The sequence below is a fragment of the Pseudomonas entomophila genome, from assembly GCF_023277925.1.
In the GTDB taxonomy this organism is placed as follows: domain Bacteria; phylum Pseudomonadota; class Gammaproteobacteria; order Pseudomonadales; family Pseudomonadaceae; genus Aquipseudomonas; species Aquipseudomonas entomophila_D.
Window position 1 is genome coordinate 5,127,415 of sequence record NZ_CP063832.1, and the last position, 20,045, is coordinate 5,147,459.

At 66.0% G+C, this 20,045-nt stretch carries 12 protein-coding genes; 10 read left to right on the forward strand and 2 right to left on the reverse strand.

Annotated features, from left to right (window positions below):
* The first annotated feature begins 16 nt into the window (after positions 1-16).
* From IM733_RS22790 to IM733_RS22820, 7 genes are all read left to right on the forward strand, one after another.
* Entirely contained in the window at positions 17-817 is an 801-nt protein-coding gene (locus IM733_RS22790) for an aspartyl/asparaginyl beta-hydroxylase domain-containing protein (RefSeq protein ID WP_248918579.1), read from the forward strand.
* Positions 805-1,788: a sulfotransferase family protein gene (locus tag IM733_RS22795; RefSeq protein WP_248918580.1), complete on the forward strand. Its 984-nt coding sequence runs from the start codon at positions 805-807 to the stop codon at positions 1,786-1,788. Before IM733_RS22790 ends, IM733_RS22795 begins: the two co-directional genes overlap by 13 nt.
* A 175-nt stretch (positions 1,789-1,963) precedes the next feature.
* The gene (locus IM733_RS22800; protein WP_248918581.1) at positions 1,964-2,458 is read left to right on the forward strand and encodes a GNAT family N-acetyltransferase; all 495 of its coding nucleotides are present in this window, start codon (positions 1,964-1,966) and stop codon (positions 2,456-2,458) included.
* A 12-nt stretch (positions 2,459-2,470) separates the two neighbouring features.
* Positions 2,471-2,779, forward strand: coding sequence for a DUF6916 family protein (locus tag IM733_RS22805; protein WP_248918582.1), 309 nt, complete (start codon positions 2,471-2,473; stop codon positions 2,777-2,779).
* Positions 2,780-2,854: 75 nt separating this feature from the next.
* Positions 2,855-3,445, forward strand: coding sequence for a phage tail protein (locus IM733_RS22810; protein WP_248918583.1), 591 nt, complete (start codon positions 2,855-2,857; stop codon positions 3,443-3,445).
* A gap of 138 nt (positions 3,446-3,583) precedes the next feature.
* Positions 3,584-11,887: an Ig-like domain-containing protein gene (locus IM733_RS22815; protein ID WP_248918584.1), complete on the forward strand. Its 8,304-nt coding sequence runs from the start codon at positions 3,584-3,586 to the stop codon at positions 11,885-11,887.
* 62 nt (positions 11,888-11,949) lie between these two features.
* Positions 11,950-13,446 carry a TolC family protein gene (locus IM733_RS22820; protein ID WP_248918585.1) on the forward strand — a complete coding sequence of 499 codons (1,497 nt, stop codon included), beginning with the start codon at positions 11,950-11,952 and terminating at the stop codon, positions 13,444-13,446.
* Positions 13,447-13,589: 143 nt separating this feature from the next.
* On the opposite strand, the gene cysC is transcribed toward IM733_RS22820, so the two are convergent.
* On the reverse strand, positions 13,590-14,153 hold the full coding sequence (gene cysC / locus IM733_RS22825) for an adenylyl-sulfate kinase (RefSeq protein WP_248918586.1): 564 nt from the start codon (positions 14,151-14,153) through the stop codon (positions 13,590-13,592).
* A gap of 64 nt (positions 14,154-14,217) precedes the next feature.
* A complete protein-coding gene (locus IM733_RS22830; protein ID WP_248918587.1) occupies positions 14,218-15,588 on the reverse strand; it encodes an HD domain-containing phosphohydrolase in 1,371 nt (456 codons plus the stop codon).
* 214 nt (positions 15,589-15,802) lie between these two features.
* Between IM733_RS22830 and IM733_RS22835 the strand changes: the two genes are divergently transcribed.
* The 3 genes from IM733_RS22835 to IM733_RS22845 are packed head-to-tail and all read left to right on the forward strand — an operon-like array spanning position 15,803 to position 20,015.
* Entirely contained in the window at positions 15,803-16,804 is a 1,002-nt protein-coding gene (locus IM733_RS22835; RefSeq protein ID WP_248918588.1) for a cytochrome-c peroxidase, read from the forward strand.
* Positions 16,801-18,615, forward strand: coding sequence for a DAHL domain-containing protein (locus IM733_RS22840; RefSeq protein WP_248918589.1), 1,815 nt, complete (start codon positions 16,801-16,803; stop codon positions 18,613-18,615). The genes IM733_RS22835 and IM733_RS22840 overlap by 4 nt, the downstream gene beginning before the upstream one ends.
* Positions 18,612-20,015, forward strand: a complete 1,404-nt coding sequence (locus IM733_RS22845) for an ATP-binding protein (protein ID WP_248918590.1) — start codon at positions 18,612-18,614, stop codon at positions 20,013-20,015. The genes IM733_RS22840 and IM733_RS22845 overlap by 4 nt, the downstream gene beginning before the upstream one ends.
* Positions 20,016-20,045: the final 30 nt, after the last annotated feature.

Sequence of the window (20,045 nt, forward strand, 5' to 3'; positions counted from 1 at the left end):
TCACCAAGGAACATCCATGACCGAAGTCCCACTACCGTTATGTTCCCGACTCCCGCTGGCAATAGACCTGCCAGCGCTGCTACCCGCCCTGGCCCAAGTCTCCCCGGACGCCTGGCAGACGCATTTCAACCGCGACTACCACGAAGGCGACTGGAGCGGGGTGGCGCTGGTTACCGCCGAAGATGCTCCGCTGCCGCTGGCTCCAGGCCTGGGGGCGCCGAAAAACCTGGCCTGGTGGCAGCGCGAAATGGCCTGGCAAACGGTGCTGGCGCCATTCCAGGCCTCATTGCGCGCCGCCCGCCTGTTGCGCCTGGGGGAGGGGGCCAGAATCCATGAACACCGCGACCCCGACCTGGGCCGCCCTGGTGGCTGCCTGCGCCTGCACATCCCGCTGCTCAGCCCGCCCGGCGTTGAATTCCTGGTGGACGGCCTGCAGGTGCCGATGCGCCCGGGCGAGTGCTGGTTCATCGACCTGTCGCGACCTCATCGCGTCAACAACCCAGGCCCCGGTGAGCGCATCCACCTGGTGCTCGACTGCGCGGCCGACCCTTGGCTGCTGGCATTGATCGAGGAAGGCCTGGCGCGCACGCCAACCTTGCAGCCGGGCAGGGCGGGGCAGGCATTCGAGCGGTTTCGTCAGCAGGTGGCCGAGTCGCTGGCATTGGCCACACGCCTACAGGCACTGGAGGACCCTCGGGCATTCGTCGCCGAAACCGTGCGCTTGGGCGCCGAGCAAGGGCTGGTTTTTTCCGACGCAGAGGTCCTGGGCGCCATGCGCCGGGGCAAGCAGGCATGGAGCGATCAATGGCGAGCATGAACACCCCGCTGGACTTCCAGGGTTGGCTGCCCATTCGCCTCTGGCAAGGCGACGCCGGCTGGCGGGTGGACTGGTGCTGGTTTGGCGAGCGGCGCCTGACCCGGCCATTCTTCCGCGACGATGCCGATGTGGCGCTGCGCCTGCCGTTCAACCAGGCCATGCGCCGCGAAACCGATGTCCAGGCGCTGTTCGACTGGCAGGCGCGTAGCCCGGGCCTGAACCCCACGGCCCTGGTGTTCCATGCCTCGCGCTGTGGTTCGACCCTGGTGGCCCAGTTGCTGGCCAGCCAGGCCCGCAACATCGTGCTGTCCGAACCCCCGCCGCTGGACAACCTGTTGCGCGCCGCGCGCCAGGACCCGGCCGCCGCAACCTGGCAAGCCGAGGCCTTGCGCGCGCTGTGCTCGGCCTATGGCCAGCGCCGCCAGGGTGACGAGCGGCAACTGCTGATCAAGCTCGACGCCTGGAACATTTTCGACGCACCGCTGCTGACGGCGCTGTATCCCGACGTGCCCCGAGTGTTTCTCTACCGCGACCCACTGGAAATCGTCGTCTCGCAACTGCGCCAGGCGGGCATGCACCGGGTGCCGGGGCTGCTCGGCGCGTCGGGCCTGGACAGCCTGCTGCCCGCCCCCCAAACCATGGGCACGGTGGAATACACCTGCCGGATGATTGGCGAAATTCTTACGGCTGGCCTAGCGTTGTGTGAACGCCACGGCGCCATCGCCGTGAACTACAGCGAATTGCCCGACGCCGTCTGGGGACGCCTCGGGTCGCTGTTCGGCATCCAGCCAGGCGAAGTGGCGAACCTGCGCGCTGTCGCGGCTTTCGATGCCAAGCAACCGGCCATGAATTTCAGCGCCGACAGCCAGCGCAAGCGCGAAGCGGCCAGCGACGAAATTCGAGCGGCGGTCACCCGTTGGGCCCAGCAGCCCTACAACGCGTTGGAATCCATACGGTTGCGAAACGTCTAGGAAATGGCGTCAAACTACCTCGAACGGGTGTTTGAGAAAAAAATAGGAAAGACCCTGTCAAGGTAGTGGCTATTTGCCCTGCTCTTCGGCTACGCTGCTGCAGATTGTGTAGGACAATTCACTTGGATGTGCGCCCCTCACCATGGGGTAACCTTACGCAGGGAAGCCATACCCGATGTTCACCCCCGAGGTTAACCTCCGTCCCATCGTGGATGCCGACCGGGCGTTCCTGCGCACACTCTATGGCACCACCCGTGCCGCCGAAATGGCCCTGGTGCCGTGGCCGCAGGCCGCCATCGATGCCTTCCTCGACCAGCAGTTCCAAGCCCAGCACGACCACTACCAGGCCCAGTTCGCCGGCGCCGACTTCCTTGTCATCGAAGTGGCGGGCGAGCCCGTCGGCCGCGCCTACCTGCACTGGGCGGACAGCCACGTGCAGTTCATCGACATGGCCCTGTTGCCCGCCTGGTGCGGGCGTGGCATCGGCAGCCGGTTGCTCGAGCAGTGGTTGGCACAAGCCGATGCCGACGGGCTCAGCGCCGGCCTGCATGTCACCCCTCACAACCCGGCCTTGCAGCTCTACCAGCGCCTCGGGTTCGAGGTGGTCGGCGAAACCGGCCTCTCTCTGAAAATGCGCCGAGCGGCGCTCACCACCGCCATTCGTGCCTGAAGGATCAGCCCCATGCATGCCATGCCCACGTTCGACGAACTGCAACAGGCCACCGGCAGCCACTTCCAGCTGTGGGTCAGCGACGAGCAGGCGCTCGAGGCGCAATTGCTGGCGGTGACCGAGGGCCAGGCCATGTCGCCACGCCACCAGCGCTTTGCGGCGGAATTCGCCCTGCCGGTCGGCACGGCGCTGCCGCAAGCGGTGTTCCGCCTGTCGCCACCGGGCGAGGAGGGGTGGCTGTTGATGATGACGCCGGTGGGCCCAGATACCGATGGGCGGCCGGTGCTGGAAGCGATTTTCCATGTCGACCGGTCGCTCTGAAGGCGCCTGTCTCGCGAATCTTTTTCAGCGGGCCATGGGGCCCGCCTACGTAGCGTTGTCATAGGAGAGCAGCAAATGAGTGAGCCGTTCCTGGGTCAAATCACATTGTTCGCAGGCAACTTCGCACCTCGGGGCTGGGCCCTGTGCAATGGACAGATTCTGCCCATCCAGCAGAACGCCGCGTTGTTCGCGATCCTGGGCACCACCTACGGTGGCAATGGCCAGAGCACGTTCGCGTTGCCTGACTTGCGTGGCCGTGGCCCCGTCCATGCCGGTCAAGGGATAGGGACGGACAACATCTTGCTGGGCGAGGCGGGAGGGGTGACAACGAACACCCTGACGCTTGCGAACATGGTGCCGCAGAACTTGAACATCCCCGCCGCAACGGTGCCGGTCGCCATCCCGGCCACCAGCGGCACCGCCGAGCTGGATACGCCGTCGAACGGTGCGGTGCTGGCCAAGTCGGTCGACACCACAGGCTCGGGGCCCGAGATCAAGATCTACACCGCCACGGCCACCAACACCACGCTCAAGCCGTTCAACATCACGGTCCCGGCCAGCACGGTAACGGTCCAGGGGAGCAACCTGCCGTTCACGAACCAGAGCCCTTACCTGGGCGTCAACTTCATCATCGCGCTCGAAGGGATCTTCCCGTCCCGTAACTGAGGCCGGGCAACCAGCAGGCAGGGCAGCGGGGCGCACATCGGCGCCCCGTCGTCCGTTCAGGATTTCCCAACAAGGACAGGCCGTCCTCATTCGCAAGGACGGCGCGCACAACCAGCCCCAGGGCTGAGCGAGGGCATCATGGCATTCTGGAAACGCGGCAAGGACACCCACACACAAAACGTTTCCACGAGCCGCCCGAGCCTTATCCAGGCCCTGGAGCCGCGCATGATGTTCGACGCCTCGGTGGGCGTGGTCGCCGACCAGGGCGCCCAGGCGGTCGAAGCCGCCGCGGCCGCCAGCGTGGCCAAGGACACCAGCGCCGCCAGCGATGCGGCCAGCACCCGCGACAGCGCCAGCCACGAGCCGGCCCACGAAGCGGCACCGGCCACCGCGCCCAACACCGCAGCCTCGGGCAACCACGAAGTGGTGTTCATCGACTCGGCCGTCAGCGACTACCAGAAACTCATCGCCGGCTTGCCCGCCGGGGTCGAGGTGGTGGTGCTGGAGAATGGCAAAGACGGTTTCAAGCAGATCGCCGATTACCTCAACGGCCGCAGCGACGTCACTTCGGTCGACATCATCAGCCACGGTGACCAGGGCTATGTCTACCTGGCCGGCAACGCCATCTGGGCCAACCAGCTGGCCAGCCATGGCGCGGACCTCGCCCGCATCGGCACCAGCCTGGCGCCGGGCGGCGACATCCGCTTCTTCGCCTGCAACACCGGGGCCGGTAGCGACGGCCAGTTGTTCGTCAACGAAGTGGCACGGCTCAGCGGCGCCGATGTGGGCGCTTCGTCCGACTCCACTGGCAACCGCGCCGGCGAGGACTGGGCGCTGGAGACCGTTTCCGGCGTGGTGGCCAGCGGCGTGGGCGTGCAGCGCGGCGACCTGTCGGCGTTCAACACATCGTTGGCGACCATCACCGTCACCAGCAAGAACGCCTCGCTCATTTCGGCCGGCGATGGCGGGGTGACCCTGGCCGAAGCCATCCAGGCCGCGAACACCGACACCTCGGTGGATGGCTCCGCCGCAGGCAGCGGCAATGACATCATCGTGTTCCACCAGAACCTGAAAGGCGAGACCATCCGTTGGACGACGTCCTCGGCGCTGCTCGTGACCAGCAACATCACCATCAATGGTGACGTAGACGGTGACGGCAAGGGCGACATCATCTTCAGCGGCGACGCCAATGACAACGGCATCCGCGATAGCGCAGACGCGTCGGGCCTGCAAAGCAACAGCGGTGGCGTGCTGACCGTGCGCAACCTGGATTTCCGATATTTCTCCAGCAACATCGCCGGCGGCGCGATCCGTGCCTTTAGCGGTTCCATCACGGTCGAGGACTCCAACTTCCAGGAGAACTACGGCACGGTGATCAACTCGGCGACCACGCTGGGGTCCACCGTGGTGGTGCGCAACACCACGATCCACGACAACAACACCAGCATCCTCGGCGGCACCGCCATGTCGACCCTGGTGCGCCTGGGCGGGGCCAACAACCATGTGCTGGAAAACGTGGCGATCTACAACAACACCGGCACCTATGGCGCCACCGGCACGGTGGCGGCCGGCTCGATCATTGTGCTGGGCAACAGCGGCGCCACGGTGCGCATCACCAACAGCACCGTGGCCAACAACGTGTTCCTCAACACCAGCAGCGGCAGCATCACCTCGGGCGGCCTCGGCTGGGCCAGCGGCCAGGCCGGCACGGTGACGGTGCAGAACAGCATCTTCACCGGCAATACCGTCAACGGCACCGCCCTCGATGCCGCCACCAACGGCGGCGTCGGCGGCGGTTATACCAGCACCACCAACCTGATCGGCGCCTCGGTCAACTTCGTCAACACCGGCGCCGGCGATTACCGCCTGGCCAGCACCGCCAGCAACGCCATCGACCAGGGCACCCAAAGCGGCGCGCCGGCCACCGACCTGCGCGGCTTCGACCGGCCTCGCGGCAGCGGTGTCGACATCGGTGCCTACGAGGTGCTGTACTCGGCGCCGCCGGTGGTCGACCTGGACACCGGCACCGGTGGCAACGACAGCACGGTCAACTTCACCGGCAGCCCGGTGGCCATCGTGCCGAACATCAGCCTCACCCAGACCGACGGCGACACCCAGGTCAGCGGCGCGACCCTCACCCTGGGCGGCGTGCTCGACGGCGGCAACGAAACCCTGTCGCTCAGCGCCGGGCAGATCGCCACGGCGGCCAGCTACGGCATCACCATCAGCGGCTCCGGCACCACGGTGCTGTCGCTCAGCGGCGTGGCCACCCTGGCCCAGTACCGCTCGATCCTCGCCGTGGTGGCCTACGGCAACAGCACCGGGGCCTACACCAGCGGCACCCGCAACGTCACAGTCAGCGTCAACGACGACATGGGCAGCACCACCCGCACCGCGTCGGTGGTGGTCCAGCCGCCCAATGCCGCGCCGGTGATCGCCAACCTCAACGGCGACAGCCAGACCTTCACCCAGGGCGCCGGCGCCGTGCTGCTCGACAGCGGCGGCAATGCCACGGTCACCGACAGCGACTCGGCGGACTTTGCCGGCGGCAACCTGACCGTGGCGGTCAGCGGCAACGGCGTGGCCGGCGAAGATGTGCTGGGCATCCGCAACCAAGGCACCGGCGCCGGGCAGATCGGTGTCGCCGGCGGCACGGTCAGCTATGGCGGTGTGGCCATCGGCACCTACACCGGGGGCACAGGTGGCGCCAACCTGGTGCTGACGTTCAACGGCAACGCCACCGCCGCGGCGGTGCAGGCGGTGGTGCGCAACCTCACCTACGACAACAGCAATGCCGCCAACAGCATCGGCCAGGCCACCCGCACCCTGTCGGTCACGGTCAACGATGGCGACGGCGGCACCTCGAGCGCGGCTTCGGTGTCGGTGGCCATCCACGAGACCGTCCCGCCCACCGCCACCATCACCCTCAGCGACTCGGCGCTGAAAGTGGGCGAGACCGCGACGGTGACCATCACCTTCAGCGAGGCGGTGAGCGGCTTCACCAACGCCGACCTGACCGTGGCCAACGGCACCCTGAGCGCGGTGTCCAGCAGCGATGGCGGCAGAACCTGGACCGCCACCTTCACCCCAACCAACAACCTCACCAACGCCAGTAACGTCATCACCCTGAACAACGCCGGCGTCACCGACCTGGCCGGCAACGCCGGCGCCGGCACCACCAGCTCGGCCAACTACAGCATCGACACGCAGCGCCCGACCGCGACCCTCGTGGTCAGCGACACCCACCTGGCCATCGGCGAAACCTCGCTGGTGACCATCACCTTCAGCGAAGCGGTGAGCGGCTTCACCCTCGCCGACTTGAGCGTGGCCAACGGCACTTTGAGCGGGCTGAGCAGCAGCGATGGCGGCATCACCTGGACCGCGACCCTCACGCCCACGAGCAATGTCGAGGACGCCAGCAACCTCATCACCCTGGATAACACCGGGGTGGCCGACCTAGCCGGCAACGCAGGCAGCGGCACCACCCTCTCGAACAACTACGCCATCGACACCCAGCGCCCGACCGCGACCATCGTGGTGGCCGACAGCAGCCTGAGCATTGGTGAAACGTCGCAGGTGACCATCACCTTCAGCGAGGCCGTGACCGGCTTCAGCAATGCCGACCTGACGGTGGCCAACGGTACCCTGAGCGCCGTCTCCAGCAGCGACGGCGGCATCACCTGGACCGCGACGTTCACCCCGACCAGCGCCATCACCGACGCGACCAATGTCATCACCCTGGACAACACCGGGGTGAGCGATGCCGCTGGCAACGTCGGCTCCGGCACCACCGACTCGAACAACTACGCCATCGACACCGTGCGCCCGACCGCGACCATCGTGGTGGCCAACCCCACCCTGGCCATCGGCCAGACGTCGCTGGTGACGTTCACGTTCAGCGAGGCGGTCAGCGGCTTCAGCAATGCTGACGTGACGGTGGCCAACGGCACCTTGAGCGCCGTGTCCAGCAGCGACGGCGGCATCACCTGGACGGCCACTTTCACCCCATCGAACACCATCACCGACACCAGCAACCTGATCACCCTGGACAACACCGGTGTGGCCGACCTTGCCGGCAACGCCGGTACCGGCAGCACCGATTCGAACAACTACAGCATCGACACCCAGCGCCCGACCGCGACCATCGTGCTGGCCGACAGCAACCTGACCGTCGGCGAGACCACCACGGTGACCATCACCTTCAGCGAAGCGGTGAGCGGCTTCACCCTGGCCGACCTGACGGCGCCCAACGGCGCCTTGAGCGGGCTGGCCAGCAGCGACGGCGGGATCACCTGGACGGCCACCTTCACCCCGGCGGTCAACGTGCAGGACGCCACCAACGTCATCACCCTGAGCAACACCGGGGTGGCCGACCTGGCCGGCAACGCCGGCGCTGGCACCACCAACTCCGGCAACTATACGGTCAGCACCCTGCAGCCCACCGCGACGGTGGTGGTGAGCAACCCGGCCCTGCGTGTGGGGGACACTAGCCTGGTGACCTTTACCTTCAGCGAGGCGGTGACCGGCTTCACCAATGCCGACCTGAGCGTGGCCAACGGCACGCTAAGCGCAGTAAGCAGCAGCGACGGCGGTATCACCTGGACCGCCACCTTCACCCCCACCAACAACATCACCGACAGCAGCAACCTGATCACCCTCGACAACAGCGGCGTGGTGGGTGCGAGCAGCGGCAATGCCGGTTCCGGCACCACCGATTCGAACAACTACGCCATCGACACTCAACGCCCGACCGCCACCATCGTGGTGGCCGACAGCAACCTGGCCATCGGCCAGACGTCGCTGGTGACCATCACCTTCAGCGAGGCGGTGAGCGGTTTCAGCAACGCCGACCTGAGCGTGGCCAACGGCACCCTGAGCGGGCTGAGCAGCAGCGATGGCGGCATCACCTGGACCGCGACCCTGACCCCGGCCGCCGGCATCACCGACACCAGCAACCTGATCACCCTCAACAACAGCGGCGTGACGGACAGCGCGGGCAACACCGGCACCGGCAGCACCGACTCGAACAACTACGCCATCGACAGCCAGCGCCCGACCGCCACCATCGTTATCGCCGACCCCACCCTGACCGCGGGCGAAACCACCACGGTGACCTTCACCTTCAGCGAGGCGGTGACCGGCTTCAGCAACGCCGACCTGACGGTGGCCAACGGCACCCTGAGCGCTGTGAGCAGCAGCGACGGCGGCATCACCTGGACCGCGACATTAACCCCGAGCGCCGGGGTGCGCGACCTCAGCAACCTGATCACCCTGAACAACACCGTTATCAACGACCTGGCCGGCAATGCCGGCGTCGGCACCACCTCATCGGCCAACTACACGGTCGACACCGTGGTCCCCACGGCCACCATCGTGGTCGCCGACAATGCCTTGCGGGCCGGCGAAACGTCGCTGGTGACCATCACCTTCAGCGAGGCGGTGACCGGCTTCAGCAATGCCGACCTGACCGTGGCCAACGGCACGCTAAGCGCTGTAAGCAGCAGCGACGGCGGCATCACCTGGACCGCGACCTTCACCCCGGCCAGCAACATCACCGACAGCAGCAACCTGATCACCCTCGACAACAGCGGCGTGGTCGGCGCGAGCAGCGGCAATGCCGGCGTCGGCAGCACCGACTCGAACAACTACGCCATCGACACCCAGCGCCCGACCGCCACCATCGTGGTGGCCGACAGCAGCCTGGCCATCGGCGAGACCTCGCTGGTGACCATCACCTTCAGCGAGGCGGTGAGCGGTTTCACCACCGCCGACCTGAGCGTGGCCAATGGCACCCTGAGCGGGCTGAGCAGCAGCGACGGTGGCATCACCTGGACCGCGACCCTGACTCCGGCCGCCGGCATCACCGACACCAGCAACGTCATCACCCTGGACAACAGCGGCGTGACGGACAGCGCGGGCAATGCCGGCACCGGCAGCACCGATTCGAACAACTACATCATCGACAGCCAACGCCCGACCGCCACCCTGGTGATGGCCGACAGCGACCTGCGCGCCGGCGAAACGTCGCTGGTGACCATCACCTTCAGCGAGGCGGTGACCGGCTTCAGCAACGCCGACCTGACCGTCGCCAATGGCACCCTGAGCGCCGTGAGCAGCAGCGACGGCGGCATCACCTGGACCGCCACCTTCACCCCGAACAGCGGGGTGCGGTCGGGCGCCAACCTGATCGTCCTGAACAACAGCGGCTACACCGACCTGGCCGGCAACGCCGGGGTCGGCAGTACCTCGTCGGCCAACTACATGATCGACACGGTGGTCCCCACGGCGACCGTCGTGGTCGCCGACAGCGCCCTGCGCGCCGGCCAGTCGAGCCTGGTGACCATCACCTTCAGCGAAGCGGTGAGCGGCTTCACCCTCGCCGACCTGAGCGTGGCCAACGGCACCCTGAGCGGGCTGAGCAGCAGCGACGGCGGCATCACCTGGACCGCGACCCTCACGCCCAGCAGCCCTGTCGAGGACGCCAGCAACCTGATCACCCTGGACAACACCGGCGTGGTCGGCACGGCCTCCGGCAACGCCGGGCTGGGCAGCACCGACTCCAACAACTACGCCATCGACAGCCGCGTCCCCAGCGTGACCAGTGTCGGCGGCCCGGTGGGCGTCTCTTACAACGCCGGCGATACCCTGGTGTTCGTGGTCAATGCCAGCGAAGCGGTGCAGGTGGCCGGTTCGCCGCGCCTGGCCCTGGACATCGGCGGGCACACGGTGTTCGCCGACCTGGTGGCCGGAGCGGGCACCGCCACCCTGGTGTTCCAGTACACCGTCCAGCCCGGCGACAACGACAGTGACGGCGTCACCGTGACCGGGCTCAACGCCAATGGCGCGACCCTGACCGACGCCGCCGGCAACGCCATGGACCTGACCCTCAACGGTGTGGCCGACACCCACCAGGTGCTGGTCGACACCCAGGCGCCGACGGCGGTAGGTATCGTCACCCTCGACCCGTCGCCGAGCAACGCCCAGAGCGTGCGCTTCACGGTGACCTTCAGCGAGCGGGTCAACGGTGTCGACCTGAGCGACTTCAGCCTGGCCACCAGTGGCTCGGCCAGCGGCACCTTGACCGGCCTGCAAGCGCTGGGCGGTGGCGTGTACGTGGTCACCGTCGGCGGCGTCAGCGGCACCGGTACCCTTGGGCTGAACCTGAACGCCAGCGCCACGGGCATCACCGATGTGGCCGGCAACGCACTGGTCGGTGGCCTTACCGGCGCTGTGTACAGCATCGACCGCGACGCGCCCACGGTGGGTAGCGTCAGCGTGCCGGTGGGCGTGCCCTATAACACCGGTGATGTGCTCACCTTTGTGGTCAACACCAGCGAAGCCGTGGTTGTCGACGGCGTGCCGCGCCTGGCCCTGGATGTTGGCGGGCGCACCGTGTACGCCGACTTCGTGGCCGGCTCCGGCACCCCGACGCTGGTGTTCCAGTACCAGATCCAGGCCGGCGACAACGACAGCGACGGCATCCAGGTGCTGGGCCTGTCGGCCAATGGCGCGAGCCTGCGCGATGCCGCTGGCAATGCGCTGACACCGGGCCTGAACAATGTCGGCGACACCCGTGGCGTGACCGTCGACGGCACCCCGCCGGCGGTGGCCTCGATCGTGGCCAACCCCTCGCCAACGCCTGGCAGCCAGTCGTTCACCGTGACCTTCAGCGAGAACGTCAACGGCGTCGACCTGAACGACTTCCAGTTGGTGAGCAACGGCAACGCCACCGGCACCTTGCAGTCGCTGACGCGCCTCGACGGCCGCACCTGGCAGGTCAATGTCAGCAGCGTGGCCGGCGCCGGCAGCCTGGCCCTGGCGCTCAAGGCCAGCGGCACCGGCATCACCGACAGCGCCGGCAACGCCCTGGTTGGCGGTTTCACCGGGCAAGGCGTGGCCTTGCAGTCCAACGACGGCGACCCGCAGTTCCGCGCCTACCCACCGGCGCAAACCGTGCCGGTCAGCACGGGCACGCCGGTCCTGGTGACGCCGGTGCTGGTGACCGCGCCTTACCAGTCGCCGTTGCTGCCACAGCCGCTGTTCGAGGTACCGAGCGCGGGCGCAGGCCTGCCGCCACTGGGCAATATCTTTATCAAGGACGGTGCATTGGCGCCCAGCTACCTGGCCCAGGTGTTCGCCGGCCAGCAGGGCGACAGTGGCATCGGTAACGGCTCGGGGGCCGGTTTCCTGGGCTTTGGTGGCGGCGACGCCAACGTATTCGGGGCCAGCAGCCTGGCCAATCTGTTCGACAAGACGCTGCCGGGTGATGGCGGCCAGTACGAGCTGAACGGTGGCAAGCCATTCAGCGAGGCAGGCAAGGGTTTGAGTGGGGCGCCAACCTTGGGGCAGCAGTTGCAGGCCTTCCGGGAGGGGGAACAGCGCCAGGCCAGGCAACTGGCCCAGGCGCTGGGGCAAGTCGAGGTACCCGCGCCGCAGGCATGAGCCTGCGGCCGCGAGCAAACCATTAGAAGAAAAGCAGTGCCGTACCAAGGGGGCGGACAGGGATGAGCAAAGCATCGAGGATATTCGCGGTAAGCATGCTGGCGCTGGCAGTGACGGGGTGCGCGGTCAAGACCCAGCCCATCGACCGCAGCGTCAGCGAACAGCGGGCAAGGGCGGACCTGGCCAACATGTTCAAGGGCCAGGAGGCGCTGCAAGGCCCGCTGACCCTGCACCAGGCCATGGCCCGGGCGGTGAAGTACAACCTGGAGGCACGCCTGAAGGTCATGGAGGAAGCCCTTGCCCAGCGCCAGGTGGACCTGGCCACCTTCGACATGTTGCCACGCATGGCGCTGTCGGCCGGTTACGCCGGGCGCAGCAACGTCAGCGCCTCGAGCAGCCGCAGCGTGCTGACCAACACCCAGTCCCTGGAACCCTCGACCTCCCAGGACCGCGACCGCGACGTCGCCGACCTGACCATGGTGTGGAACGTGCTCGACTTCGGTGTCAGCTACGTCAGCGCCAAGCAGCAGGGCGACCAGCGCCTGATCGTCCAGGAGCGTCGGCGCAAGGTGGTGCAGACCATCATCCAGGACGTGCGCTCGGCCTACTGGCGCGCGGTGGCCGCCGAACGCCTGCTCAAGCAGATCGACACCCTGATGGCCCGGGTCGAGCAGGCCCGCGACAACAGCCAGCGCCTGGGCGACCAGCGCATCGGCGACCCGATCCAGGCGCTCAGCTACCAGCGCGCGCTGATCGAAGCCACCCGCCAGCTGGAAGAACAACGCCGCGCCCTGTCCCTGGCCAAGACCGAGCTGGGCGCGCTGATCAACCTGCCGCCGGGCACCGAACTGACCCTGGCCGCCACCGACGACTACAGCGTGCCGGAGCTCAAGGTGGGGTTGGAGACGCTGGAGCAGCACGCCCTGGCCACCCGCCCCGAGCTGCGCGAGCAGGACTATCAAGCGCGCATCAGCGCCGCCGAAGTGCGCAAGTCGATGCTGCGCATGCTGCCGGGCCTGGAGTTCTCGGCGGGCGGGCACTACGACAGCAACAGCTTCCTGATCAACCAGCACTGGGCCGACTACGGCGTGAAGGTGACCTGGAACCTGTTCAACGTACTCTCGGGCCCGGCCTCCATCGACGTGGCCAAGGCCGGCGAGCAAGTGGTCGAGGCGCGCCGCCAGGCCATGTCGATGGCCATCCTGGCGCAACTGTACGTGGCCAACGCCAACTACAACGAAGCCCGCCGCCAGTTCGCCACCAGCCAGCAACTGGTGGCGCTGGACGAGCAGATCGTCGAGCAGTTGCGCAACCGCCACCAGGCGCAAGGTATCGGTGAGCTGGAGCTGATCCAGGGTGAGCTGAACGCGCTGCAAGCCGACCTGCGCCGCGACCTGGCCTACGCCGAGCTGCGCAACAGCTATGGCCAGGTGTTCGCCAGCGCCGGCCTCGACCCGCTGCCGCAAAGCCTGCCGTCCAACGAGCTGACTGACATCGCCCAAGCCCTGGGCAACAACGAAGCGCGCTGGCAACGCGGCGACATCACCCCCGGTTCCTGAACCGGAAAGGCAAACCAACACAAGCCTCTGTAGGAGCGGCTTTAGCCGCGATCACCCGCGAAGCGGGTGCCGGACACCGCGTTGTTTGCATCGCGGCTGAAGCCGCTCCTACAGGACCCCGCCGGCCACCTGCTAAAACCCCATCACCTCACAGCGGCCAACACATACGCCAGCAACTGCCCCACCGCCACTGGCAACGCCACCCGCCCGGTCTCCACCACCAACTCCGGCCCTTGCGGCGCCTCATACGGCGCATCGATCCCGGTAAACCCCGGCAACGCACCCGCCCGTGCCCGCCGATACAACCCCTTGGGATCACGCGCCTCGCAAACGGCCAGGTCCGCCTTCACATGCACCTCATGAAAACCCACCCCACAGGCCCGGCGCGCGGCGGCGCGGCCCTCGCGGTACGGCGAGATCAACGCCGCGATGCAGATCAGCCCGGCATCGGCGAACAGCGCCGCCACCTCGCCCGTGCGGCGGATGTTCTCGTGACGGTCTTGTGGCGAAAAGCCAAGGTCGGCGTTCAGGCCCGTGCGCAGCACATCGCCATCGAGCACATAGCAGGCATGCCCGCGCTCGGTGAGCTGCCGCGCCAGGCCCTCGGCCAATGACGACTTACCCGCGCCGGAAAGGCCGGTAAGCCAGACGACCGCGCCACGTTGCCGGCGCGGCGAAGGGTGTTGCTCGCTTCCTGCGTTGTGCACTTTGGGACTCTCCGACGTGAGGGAGCCCGCGCGGCCGCCACCCGGCACTGGCCGCGCAACCTGTTCAGCATTGCGCGGCGCCTGGAACCACAGGCGCCTGGTCGCACTCCGGCGGGACTCTGACAAAAATGCGATACGCACCATGTTCCATCGCTTCAAAGGCGATCAGTTTCTCCACCAATGGCCCGTTCAGCACCTTGCCGGCATTGAGCAGCAACATCCCGTTCTCGGCGCTGAGGTTGCGCGCCAGCACCATGCCCGCCACGAGTTCGTGGGTGGAGCACATCCGCACCAGCGGGTCCATCAGCGTGATGTCACTGAGGATCGCCGCGCAGACCTGGACGAAATCCTCCAGCAGGCCAGGGTCATACACGCGCCCGGCGTACTTTTGCAGATAAAGCAGCGCTTCGTCACTGTTCAGTTGCCGTTCGAGAATTAGGCCGCGCTGCAGTTCGGTGAAATCCACCGCCAGCTTGAGCAGCCGTGCGCCAAACGGGATGGCTTCGCCTTTGAGGCGGTCCGGGAAACCACTGCCATCCCAGTGCTCCTGGTGATGCAGGATCAGGCGGGCGGCATCCTTCAGTGGGTCCAGGGTCATCAGCAGCGCCTCGCTCTGGCGCGGGTAGTCGCGGTAGCGCTCGCGGTCCGTGTGCGTCAGCAGGTCCGCGGGGGCGATGACCATGCTGTCGGGCCAGCTCAGCTTGCCGATGTTGTAGAGCGCGGCAGCCATGGCCAGGTCGCGGCTGGTGGTTTCGTCCATGCCGTGCACCTGGCAGTAGTGGCGCACCAGCTCGATGATCTGCCGGTTGGTCTGCTTGGCCGGCGGCAGGCGCAGGTTGGCCAGCATCGAGAACACCTCGGTGCCGGTGACATAACTGTGCTTGAGCTCATCGTAGGCCAGGTCGAGCATGTCGGCGGTCTGTTGCAACTCGGCGGTGCGGGCCTTCACGCGTTTTTCGAGGTTTATGTTCAGCAGCTTCAGTTGCGCATTCTGCTTGCGCGTCAGGGCCTCCAGGCGCTGACGCTCCCGTTCCGAATGCTGGTGCTCCAGCGCCTGACGCAACATCAGCAGCATTTCGTCGTCGTTCCAGGGCTTGCTGATGTAGCGATGGATACGCCCTTCGTTCACCGCCTTGATGATGGTGCCCGGGTCGGCGTAGCCGGTCAGCATGATCCTGACGGCCGCCGGGTAGCGTTGATGCACATGCGCCAGCAAGGTGGCGCCATCCATCGAGGGCATGCGCGCGTCGCTCATCACCAGGTCCACCGGGTGAAGGGCCATGAGTGCCAGGGCCTGTTCGCCTCCGCTGGCCAGCAGCACGTCATACGGCTGGCCGCGCAACAACCGGCGCAGGCTGTTGAGAATCGGTTCCTCGTCGTCGACGAGCAATATCGTTGGGCGCTGCACTGTGACGGGCGTTGCTTGCTCTTCCATGGCTGGCCTCACGCGGACTGTCCATACGCCCGGGCATCGCTCACTCGCGAATGGCGTATCTCCAGGCGAAAGGCTAGATCATTTTTTTGCGACACGATCAGCCGGGCAGCGGCCGCGCGCCATAGGCAAAGCGCCGCTATCGCAACTAACCTGAAGGGACGTGGCGGCCCACGCGCCGCAGCATTGTCCGACCCGGGGTAAAGGAATCTCCCACATGATCGTACAAAGGATCTGTCGGTACATTTCCCTCAGGCGCCACCTGCACGTGTCCTGGCGCTGCCTGTGCCTGCTCATGCTGCTGGGCCTGGCCATCGGCGCAGCGGCCGAGCCGTTGAACGAGCCGCTCAAACCCCTGCCGGATACCCCCAGGCTGGACCCCAAGCGTGTCGAGCTGGGCCGCCAATTGTTCAATGACCCCCGGTTGTCGCTCGACAACAAGCTGTCCTGCGCCAGTTGTCATCGGCCCGACAAGTACGGCGCCGACGACCGTGCTTTCTCGCCGGGGGTCGATGGGCTGCCGCTGGCGGTCAATACACCGACGGTACTCAACGCCAGCCTCAACTTCCGCCAGTTCTGGGACGGGCGGGTCGAGTCGCTGGAGGAACAGGGCAACGCGGTCGTCACCAGTGCCCATGAAATGGGCGGGGACTGGCGCTTCATCGTCAAGCGCATCCAGGGCGACGGCGCCTTGGCCCAGCAGTTCGCCGCCGCCTACCCGGATGCCGTGACCAAGGCCAACATCCTCGCTGCCCTGGCCGACTACGAGCGGACCCTGCTCACCCATGGCGCGCGCTTCGACCAGTACCTGTTGGGCAATACCGGCATCCTTAGCCTGCAGGAGAAATACGGTTACCAACGGTTCAAGGACTATGGCTGCATTTCCTGCCACCAGGGCGTGAACATCGGCGGCAACATGTTCCAGAAGTTCGGCGTGTTCGAAGACTACATCGCCGCCCGCGGCAACCCGACCGAGGCGGACCAGGGGCGTTTCAACGTCACTGGCGACGAAGCGGACCGTGGGGTGTTCAAGGTGCCGAGCCTGCGTAATGTGGCAATGACCGCGCCGTATTTCCATGATGGCTCGGCAGCCACCCTCGAGGCGGCCGTCGATGTGATGTTCAAGTATCAGCTGGGGCGCGAGCCGAGCGAGGAAGACCGGACATTGATCGTGCTCTTCCTCAAGACCCTCACCGGTGAACAGGCAGGGCAGCCATGATGAGGCGCTCCCGGCGTGGCAGTTTTCTGTTGCTCAGCGGCGCGGTGCTTGCGTTCGCCTCGATGCTGGCCTTCCTGTATTTGAAGTCCGGAGCGGAGCAGACCCAGGTCTACAATGAAACGCGCGACCTGATACGCCAACTCAAGCAACAGGATGCCCTGTGGGAAGCCGAAGTGCTCAAGGCCCGGGTGGTCATCGCGAGTAACTACGATCCGCTGGTCACACCGCTCAAAACGATGAATCGCCTCTGGGCGCGCTTCGACAGCCTCGAATTCGAACATTGGCACAACCCATCGCAGCAATGGACCGATGCCCGCAATGGTTTCCTTGAAGCCTTGGGGCAGAAGGCTCGGCTGGTCGAACAATTCAAATCGCACAATGCCTTGCTGCGTAACTCCCTGGCGTTCCTGCCTGCCGCGGAAGACAGTATCCAGGCCCAGCTGGGCAAGGTTTCCGACCCCCATCGACCGGAAGTGCACGCATTCGCGACCGATACCTACGACCTGTTGCTCAGCGCCTTGGAGTTCGCCCAGGTGACCTCCGTGGACAGGGCCGCTGAAATCGACGTGGGGCTGGGGTTGCTGGCGGTCAACGGGCAAGGCTTGCCGGAGAATTTCCAGACTCCGGTCAAGCTCTTGAGCAACCACGTCGCCTTGATCCTGCGCGAGCAACCGATCGTCAACCGCCTGCTGGAGCAGATCGAGGCGATACCCGTCGCCGAGCGGCTGGACGACCTCAGCCGCCTGCTGGATCAGGATCAGCAGCAGGTCGAGCAGAATGACCGCCGGTACCACTTCTACACGCTGTTGCTTTCGGTGCTGCTGATGTGCTCGGTGGTGGGCCTGGCGGTGCTGTTGTTCCGCAGCTTTGCCGAGGTGAGGCGGGTGAACAACGCGTTGCAGGCGAGCAACGACGTATTGGAGCAGCGGGTCGAGGCGCGCACCCGCGAGCTCAAGGATGCCCAGAGCGAGCTGCTCAATGCCGCGCGTCAATCCGGCATGGCGGAAATCGCCACCAATGTCCTGCACAACGTCGGCAATGTGCTCAACAGCGTGAACACCTCGTCGGACCTGATTGCCCGCACCCTGCGCAGCAGCAAGACCCAAGGGCTGGGCAAGGCCATGCAGCTGATCAACGCACACCCCGACGACCTTGGGCAGTTTCTCACCGAGGACGCGAAGGGCAGGTTGTTGCCCGGCTACCTCAACCAGCTGGCCGACGCCATTGCCCAGGAGCAGCGCGACATGGCCGTGGAGCTGGAGCGGATGAACAAGAGTGTCGACCACATCAAGGAGGTGGTGGCGACCCAGCAATCCTACGCCGGTGCCAAGAGCCTGCCCGAACCGCTGTTCATCCATGAACTCATCGAGGATGCCCTGCGCATGAACACGGGGGCGCTGACCCGCCATCACGTGACGGTGGTGCGCGACTTCGGGCCGGTACCCCAGGTCATGGGCGACCGGCATCGCCTGTTGCTGATCCTGATCAACCTGATCAGCAACGCCAAATATGCCATGTCCGGCCCTGGCAACCGCCAACGGACCATGACCCTGGGCACACGGGTGGTGGAGGGGGCATTTTTGCAAGTGAGCGTCAGGGATGAAGGCGAGGGCATCGCCCCGGAGAACCTGCAGAAGATCTTTGCCCACGGCTTCACCACCCGCAAGGAAGGCCATGGCTTCGGCCTGCACAGTTGCGCCTTGGCCGCCATCGAAATGCATGGCCACCTTACCGTCCATAGCGACGGCCCCGGCAGGGGCGCGCTATTCACCCTGCAGATCCCGCTGGTCGCGGTCATGGAGGATGCATGAGCGACTTGTCCAACCGCCGTATCCTGCTGATCGACGACATGCCGTCGATCCACGAGGATTTTCACAAGATCCTGGCCTCGGCCAACACGCAAACGGAGGCGTTGGACGAGATGGAAGCCCTCCTGTTCGGCGAGCAGGCCAAGGCGCAACGGCCGGTTTTCGAACTCGCGTCGGCTTACGGCGGCGAGGAAGGCCTGGGCATGCTGATACGCGGTTTGCAGGCGCGCCAACCGTATGCGTTGGCGTTCGTCGACATGCGCATGCCCGACGGCTGGGACGGGGCGAAAACCATCGAGCAGTTGTGGCAGCACGACCCCCACTTGCAGGTGGTGGTGTGTACTGCCTATTCCGACTACTCCTGGGACGAGTTGCTCGATCGGCTGCAAGCCCACGACCGCCTGCTGATCCTGAAAAAGCCCTTCGACAACATCGAAGTGCAGCAGATGGCAAGCACCCTGCTGACCAAATGGGAGATGACCCAGCGCGCCTCGTTGCAGATGCACCAGCTCGAGCAACGGGTGGAGCAGCGCACCCACGAGCTCAGGCAGGCTGGCGAAGCCCTGCAACGGGAAATCGACGAACGCAAACAGCTGGAAAGCCAGCTGGTGCAATCGGAAAAGCTCGCCTCGCTGGGGCAGATGGCGGCCGGCGTGGCCCACGAGATCAACAACCCCATCGGCTTCGTGTCCTCCAACCTCGGCACATTGGAGGGGTATTTCAAGCAGCTGTTGACCCTGCTCGACGCCTATCGCGAGGCCGAGCCGGCGTTGGGCAACGGCGCGCTCGCGCAGCAACTGCAACGCTTGCGCGAGCAGACCGAACTGGGCTTTCTCAGCGAAGACATTCCCGTGCTGATCAGCGAAACCAAGGACGGGATCGGCAGGGTGAGCCAGATCGTCAAGGACCTGAAGGACTTTTCACGGGTCGACAGCACGCAACAGTGGCAGTGGGCCAACCTGCAGCAAGGGATCGACTCGACGCTGAACATCGTCGCCAGCGAGCTCAAGTACAAGGCCGATGTCATCAAGCAGTACCAACCGTTGCCCGAGATCGAGTGCCTGCCGTCGCAGATCAACCAGGTCATCATGAACCTGGTGCTCAACGCCGCGCAGGCCATGGGGCCGGCGCGCGGCACCATCACGTTGACCACCGCCCAGCAAGGCGACCAGGTATGGGTCGAGGTAACGGACACGGGCATGGGGATAGCCCCGGAGAACCTGCAGAAGATCTTCGATCCTTTTTTCACCACCAAGCCCGTGGGGCAAGGCACCGGGCTGGGCCTGTCGCTGTCCTACGGCATCGTGAAGAAGCACGGTGGCGACATCACGGTGGCGAGCCAGGTGGGCGTGGGGACGACGTTTCGCGTTCAGCTACCGGTCAGGCAGAAAGCGGATTGTTGAGCCGCCAGGGCTTTTGCAGGGTGCCCCTCG